The sequence below is a fragment of the Desulfobacula sp. genome, from assembly GCF_021107415.1.
Window position 1 is genome coordinate 1 of sequence record NZ_JAIOSW010000026.1, and the last position, 5,815, is coordinate 5,815.

A 5,815-nucleotide genomic window follows, 5' to 3' on the forward strand; every position below is an offset into this window, starting at 1 on the left:
AGCAAAGGATGCGGCAGTATAGTCAGAAGGGTTGTTTTATCTTTAATCCCGGTGCTTTTGATTTTTTTAGACAGTTCAAAGGTTTGAAGCAAAGAGCGGGGTTCAGGCTTTGAGATACGGATTGTTTCAGGATGAGCGGGTTTGATATCAGCCTATGCAGGGTTAATGTAAGTTGTGCCGCTGAATGGGAACGGATTGGCGCTGTGATAGATGATGTCTGCATTGGGTTCATAAAGATCACCTTTGGGAAAATTGACTATGTTGTCAATCATGGTGCCGTCTTCAAGCTGCCCGAGAGGTTCAAAATAATCATTGTCTCTTAAGTTTTTTATTTTAAACTCAGGCTTGTGAATACCCACAATAAACCGGGCATCTTTTCCCACACAGGATCTTAACTCCATCACAATTCAGGCGCTCCCGACGGAATCAGGCAGACAAAAGCAAACGTTCTGTCAGATGTATTCCTGAACTGGTGCTCAATATTTGCCGGAACAAATATGGCCGAGCCCTCTGAAACCGGATGCCATTTATCATCTATTAATACCTCTCCTATGCCTGCGTGGACGAAAACTTCATGCTCCCAGTCATGGGTATGTCTGGGTGTGTATCCATCCTTACCCATTTCAAACAGCCTCATGCAAAAGTTTTTTGCCCCGTCTGCCTTTCCGATCATCACCCTGCCGGCCACGTTTTTAACCATTTCATTGTCCATGACAACCGGCGGTATATCTTTATAATTAACAACTTTCATTTGTGATTCTCCTTATAACGGTATGTTAATCCAAGTGTTTTTTAACGCATAGCAATAAAACAAATATGCTATTAATTATAGAATTGTCAATGGAATTGGATATCATTTCCAGAGCAATCGCAAGTAAATTGAAAACTTGTTCTAATAATATGACCCGGCAGTGGTAAAGATAGAACATCAACAAAATATAGTATTGACATCGGTATAACAAAATGCCATATTTATTGCATACCATCAAGTGTACCAGGGAGGCTTATCATGGCAACCAGCGTAAAAACAGCTATATCAATGCAAGAAGAATTATTTAAAGAAGTAAACAGGTTAGCCGGGGAACTGAATGTCTCAAGGAGCAAATTGTTTGTGATGGCAGTTCAAGATTATATTAAAAAAAATGAGAGTCAAAACCTGCTTTCTCAAATTAACAAGGCATTTAGTGACCATCCTGATTCTGATGAAATTAAAGTCCATAGCAAGATGCGTCAAAAACAGGCCAAAAATCTTGAAAGAGAGCCATGGTAATTGAACAAGGTGAAATATATTGGGTAGCCCTTGGTGAACCAGGCGGCTCAGAACCAGGATATAGACATCCACATATTGTTATCCAAAATAATCTCTTTAATTCAAGCAAAATCAATACGATTGTAATGTGTTCACTTACTTCCAATTTAAAAAGGGGCTTATCTCCGGGCAATGTTGTTTTAAGAAAAGGTGAAGCAGGTCTTCCTAAAAAGAGTGTGGTAAATATTACTCAAATTTATACCGTAGATAGAAATGACCTTTGCGAAAAGATAGGAAAAGTAACCAAGGAAAGAATCGTGGAAATACTAAAGGGGATTCAATTACTTACAGAGCCAAGAGAATTATAGCTACAAGGGGAAAATTAATTATAAGGCAAGGCTGGAGCAGGAAGCTGGTTTTGCAGATCATCTTTCGAGAGAAGGGGAAAACCTGTCGTTAGTGGTTGAATATTTATATAAACATCACTCCAGAACATTTGATAAAATTAAAGGTCTGTTAAAAGATCGTGTTCCTGGTATATCGCATATAGAAGCAAAAACAACGGAAGAGGGACGGGTTCTGCTTAAATTTCAGGACGGGGCATTTGAAGATCCTTTTTTGGCTTGTTTTACATCTGACGGAACAATCAAGATGTTGGCCTATTTAATTTTGCTATATGACCCGAATCCGCATCTCTTGCTTTGCATAGAAGAACCCGAGAATCAATTATATCCGAAGCTGTTGTGGGAGCTTGCAGAAGAATTTCGTTCCTACTCCAATCGAGGAGGATAGGTCTTTGTTTCTACCCATTCTCCTGATTTTTTGAATGCCGTTAATTTAAACGAGGTATTCTGGCTGGAGAAAGAAAACGGCTATACGGTGATTAAGCGAGCTTCTGATGATGAACAAGTATCCGCATATATGAAGGCCGGAGATCAGATGGGGTACCTCTGGAAGCAAAGTCTCTTTGGAGGTGTTGACCCCCAATGAAAGCACTTGTTTGTTTATTGGAAGAGCCCTCGGCAAAGGAGATGTTAAAGGGTGTCTTATCGAGAATGCTGCCACATGATATTTGGGTAAAATATTATATTGTTTTTGAGGGCAAACAAGATTTAGAAAAACAAATGATACGGAGACTAAGAGGCCAGATGTTTTAGAAGGGATATTATCATTTTGACTTCGCCATAGGAATACTCATCTCCAAGGGTATTTTTCACTTCACTCAGGGAATTATTGTGATCTATCGCCAGTTCTTTTTTAATGGCCTGTTGTTTTTCAGGTGAAAGCAGCCTGTTGATATCTAATGTGCCTTTTTCTACAAAAAAGGCCAGATGCCCTTCAATTGTATTTTGTACCAGCCCTCTTTCTTCTGCAATTTTAGCAATGGTTAATCCCTTATTGAACATATCAAAGCTTGTTTGTTTCGTATCCGAGGATGGAGCCTTCTTCTTTGCCGGAGTACTTTCTTTTGGAAGATTTTTAGGTTCCGGCAATGCGACCTTGTCTATCCCGTATTTTTTGCGATAGGCCAAAACCAGTTCCATAAGTTCTTCACCATAGTTTTTGATCGTTTTCTTGCCCACGCCGCTTATTCTCTTTAAAGCAGCCGTATTTTCCGGCAGACATACCACAATCTGGATCAATACCCGTTGGTGTAAAATTTGAAAAAGAGCAAGTTCTTTCTCTTTGGCCTTGTTGGAACGCCAGTCCTTTAATGTCTGGAACAGCTCCAGATGCTCAATATCTGATTCGCCATAATCCGGGAGCCGGTTCTTTTTTCTTTTTTCAGGGATAAAATCAATTTCAGCATTTGCAACAGCGTGCAGAAAAGCTGAAGGTGAAAATCCTTTTTCGCAGCTTTGTACTCCAGCCGACTTCACAGCGATTTCTTTTTTAAGATTATTCAGGGCATTGTTAATTTTTTTACGCAGTTCGGTATTGTCTGTTTCTACGTGCAGTTTTTGCACCGGCTCCCCAAGAATCACGCCGGATTGATCCTGAAACCATACGGATGCCTTGCTGATTCGTTCTAAAATAACCGCATCTGACTCGGGCAGGTTGCCATCTCCAAAAATTGTGTTTAATTGCCGCTTAAAATTTTCACTGATAACAAAGATATTTTTTAAGGCCATTTCTTCCAGTTGGCGGATATCGGTAATACCTGACACCTGGACCACTCTGGCATTACCCAGCAAAAGCCGACAAAGATAGTTAAGCCGGTTACGCAATAATTGAAAATCAAAACAATCAAGTAATAATTGCTGCTGGTAATTGATTGTCGCAGTCTGAAACAGAGTTTTGGATGGTGGGTTTTGACTGGCGGTTTCGATAAAATGTGTTACTGCCGGGTTAGTTTCTATCCCCTTCGATGAGAGGGGAGAGCTAAGCACCATACCCTCTATGGTTTTACAGCGACTTAAGGCTACATAAACCTGACCATGGGCAAAGGCGGCTCTGGCATCAATAATGGCCTTGTCAAAGGTCAGTCCCTGGCTTTTATGGATGGTAATGGCCCAGGCGAGTTTTAAGGGGTATTGTGTAAATTTACCGATGATGTCTTCCTGGATTTCTTTATTTTCATCGTTCAAGGTATATTTGATATTTTCCCAAATGATCGGTTCCACCACGATTTTTTCAGAGTCTCCAGGGCAGATAACGCTGATAGTTTCATTTGAAATTTTAATGACCCTGCCGATTTTACCATTGTAATAGAGCTTTTCAACAGAAGGGTCATTACGCACAAACATCACCTGCGCCCCTTCCTTAAGCCGTAGAGTTGCCGAAGTCGGGTAAATATGCTCCGGGAAATCTCCGGAAATTTGCGCCTTGAAATGGTGTTCTTTTTTGTCTAAACTCTGAAGTTTGGCCTGATTGATGGAATCTGCGTTGCGGTTGTGGGTGGTCAGAGTAATATAACCCTGATCTTTGCCCGGGGTGAAATTTGAAAGGTAACGCTGGTTAAGGTCTGCCAGAGTGGATTCATCAAGGCGGTTGTCACGCACCCGGTTAAGCAGCTTGATGAAACCTGCGTCTGACTGGCGATAAATATGTTTTAACTCAATGGTAAGCAGTTCAGTAAGTGCAAGCGCCTTACTGCTGAAAAAATAAACCGATTCATAATATTGCTTTATCAGTTGCCAGTCATCATGCTTTGCCACAGGAGAGAGCTGATGCAGGTCTCCGATCATCAGCAGCTGCATTCCGCCAAAGGGCTGATTATTACGGCGATGACGGCGCAGCGCAGCATCCACTGCGTCGAGCAAGTCGGCCCGTACCATACTTATTTCATCAATCACCAGCAAATCAAGGCTTTGTATAATCCGTCTTTTTTCTTTGCTGAACCTGAACTGGCGGTGTTTATTACGTTCATATGTTTCACTTCCCGGTACAAATGGACCAAAGGGCAGCTGAAAAAAAGAATGAAGTGTTACTCCGCCTGCGTTGATGGCTGCAACACCGGTTGGAGCGGTGATAATCATCCGTTTTGCCATGTTTTTTTGCAGGCTGTGGAGAAAGGTTGTTTTACCGGTACCTGCCTTACCTGTCAGAAAAATATTGCAGCCGGTGTTCTGAACAAAGTCGTTGGCAAGTTGCAGTTCATAGTTTGTAGAAGTTGTGGAAGCCATGTTTTTTTTTACAATCCTTTTGATCACCACACTATTTTTTTTTACAATCGGGATCTTGCCAGTTATTCGGTCTTTTGAATCATCATTAAAAGTTGGCATACCACTGTTTTTAAAGGGATTCAAGAAAAAGGTTGTAAATAAAGACAAATTGGTCTATTCGTCAAAGAAATTTTACTCTGCTCATCGGCCTTGCTATTCTTATCCTATGGCCCCTGTTTGTAATCTTGCTGCCTGTGGTTGCATACGGATAAATCATATATCTTAAGGATTATTGCATGGAGACAGAAGGTTTAGTTCGAATAATGACCAAAAATGCAGCTGCCGTCGGAACTATTGTCCATGAAATATTTTCGGTTTCCGATGCGATTCAGTATGCGATTGACCTGACCATTGTAAAAAAACTGAAAACCCTGGCTTGTCCCGGTCTGGATACAAAGAACCGGGATATGATGTCAGATCTATGTAAATCCACAGATTTGGATCTGTTAAATCCGCTTTTACGGGAGAATGGACCAACATTGGACACCTCCCTTACCTGGGCTGAATACGGGATTGCCGACACCGGCACTCTGATGGTGGCATCTGATTCTGAAGAGATCCGCATCGCCACCATGCTGGCCCGGATCCATATTGCCATGCTGCCCATATCAAAAATAAGGCCGGACACTGTCGGTATTGAAACTGAACTCAATGCCATTCTTAAAAGCGATTCCCCATCCTATACCGCTTTTATCACAGGTGCCAGCCGGACAGCTGATATCGAACGGGTGCTGACCATCGGGGTTCATGGCCCTGTTGAGCTTCATTTACTCTTGTTAAAGACAAGCGGTAATAAGTCAACCCCCAAATGGACAGAGCCAAAATACTAATGAATAAGATGTACCTCATATGGTTTTTTGTTTTTAAGTACGGAAAAAACAACATGGAGCAATTTGTTAGC

General features: G+C 41.5%; 7 protein-coding genes. 4 read left to right on the plus strand and 3 right to left on the minus strand.

Features of this window, described 5'->3' with window-relative positions; all coding sequences use genetic code 11:
• Positions 1–152: 152 nt before the first annotated feature.
• Both K8S13_RS01470 and K8S13_RS01475 read right to left on the minus strand, forming a co-directional pair.
• Positions 153–404 carry a hypothetical protein gene (locus tag K8S13_RS01470; RefSeq protein WP_291459883.1) on the minus strand — a complete coding sequence of 84 codons (252 nt, stop codon included), beginning with the start codon at positions 402–404 and terminating at the stop codon, positions 153–155.
• Complete coding sequence (locus tag K8S13_RS01475) at positions 401–751, minus strand: cupin domain-containing protein (protein ID WP_291459885.1); 351 nt, start codon at positions 749–751, stop codon at positions 401–403. The genes K8S13_RS01470 and K8S13_RS01475 overlap by 4 nt, the downstream gene beginning before the upstream one ends.
• 258 nt (positions 752–1,009) lie before the next feature.
• Here K8S13_RS01475 and K8S13_RS01480 point away from each other — a divergent pair, with 258 nt between their 5' ends.
• The 3 genes from K8S13_RS01480 to K8S13_RS01490 are packed head-to-tail and all read left to right on the plus strand — an operon-like array spanning position 1,010 to position 2,041.
• On the plus strand, positions 1,010–1,270 hold the full coding sequence (locus K8S13_RS01480; protein WP_291459887.1) for a CopG family transcriptional regulator: 261 nt from the start codon (positions 1,010–1,012) through the stop codon (positions 1,268–1,270).
• Positions 1,264–1,617, plus strand: coding sequence for a type II toxin-antitoxin system PemK/MazF family toxin (locus K8S13_RS01485; protein WP_291459888.1), 354 nt, complete (start codon positions 1,264–1,266; stop codon positions 1,615–1,617). Before K8S13_RS01480 ends, K8S13_RS01485 begins: the two co-directional genes overlap by 7 nt.
• Before the next feature lie 31 nt (positions 1,618–1,648).
• Positions 1,649–2,041: an AAA family ATPase gene (locus tag K8S13_RS01490; protein ID WP_367172506.1), complete on the plus strand. Its 393-nt coding sequence runs from the start codon at positions 1,649–1,651 to the stop codon at positions 2,039–2,041.
• Between the two features lie 344 nt (positions 2,042–2,385).
• Here the strand turns inward: K8S13_RS01490 and K8S13_RS01495 are convergent, their stop codons facing one another.
• Complete coding sequence (locus tag K8S13_RS01495) at positions 2,386–4,974, minus strand: helix-turn-helix domain-containing protein (RefSeq protein WP_291459891.1); 2,589 nt, start codon at positions 4,972–4,974, stop codon at positions 2,386–2,388.
• Between the two features lie 176 nt (positions 4,975–5,150).
• Between K8S13_RS01495 and K8S13_RS01500 the strand changes: the two genes are divergently transcribed.
• Complete coding sequence (locus K8S13_RS01500; protein WP_291459893.1) at positions 5,151–5,744, plus strand: lactate utilization protein; 594 nt, start codon at positions 5,151–5,153, stop codon at positions 5,742–5,744.
• Positions 5,745–5,815: the final 71 nt, after the last annotated feature.

Bases quoted from the DNA above. Each gene is read 5' to 3' on its own strand.
- K8S13_RS01475 (WP_291459885.1), bottom strand. From the start codon at position 751: ATGAAAGTTGTTAATTATAAAGATATACCGCCGGTTGTCATGGACAAT.
- K8S13_RS01480 (WP_291459887.1), top strand. From the start codon at position 1,010: ATGGCAACCAGCGTAAAAACAGCTATATCAATGCAAGAAGAATTATTT.
- K8S13_RS01485 (WP_291459888.1), top strand. From the start codon at position 1,264: ATGGTAATTGAACAAGGTGAAATATATTGGGTAGCCCTTGGTGAACCA.
- K8S13_RS01495 (WP_291459891.1), bottom strand. From the start codon at position 4,974: ATGCCAACTTTTAATGATGATTCAAAAGACCGAATAACTGGCAAGATC.
- K8S13_RS01500 (WP_291459893.1), top strand. From the start codon at position 5,151: ATGGAGACAGAAGGTTTAGTTCGAATAATGACCAAAAATGCAGCTGCC.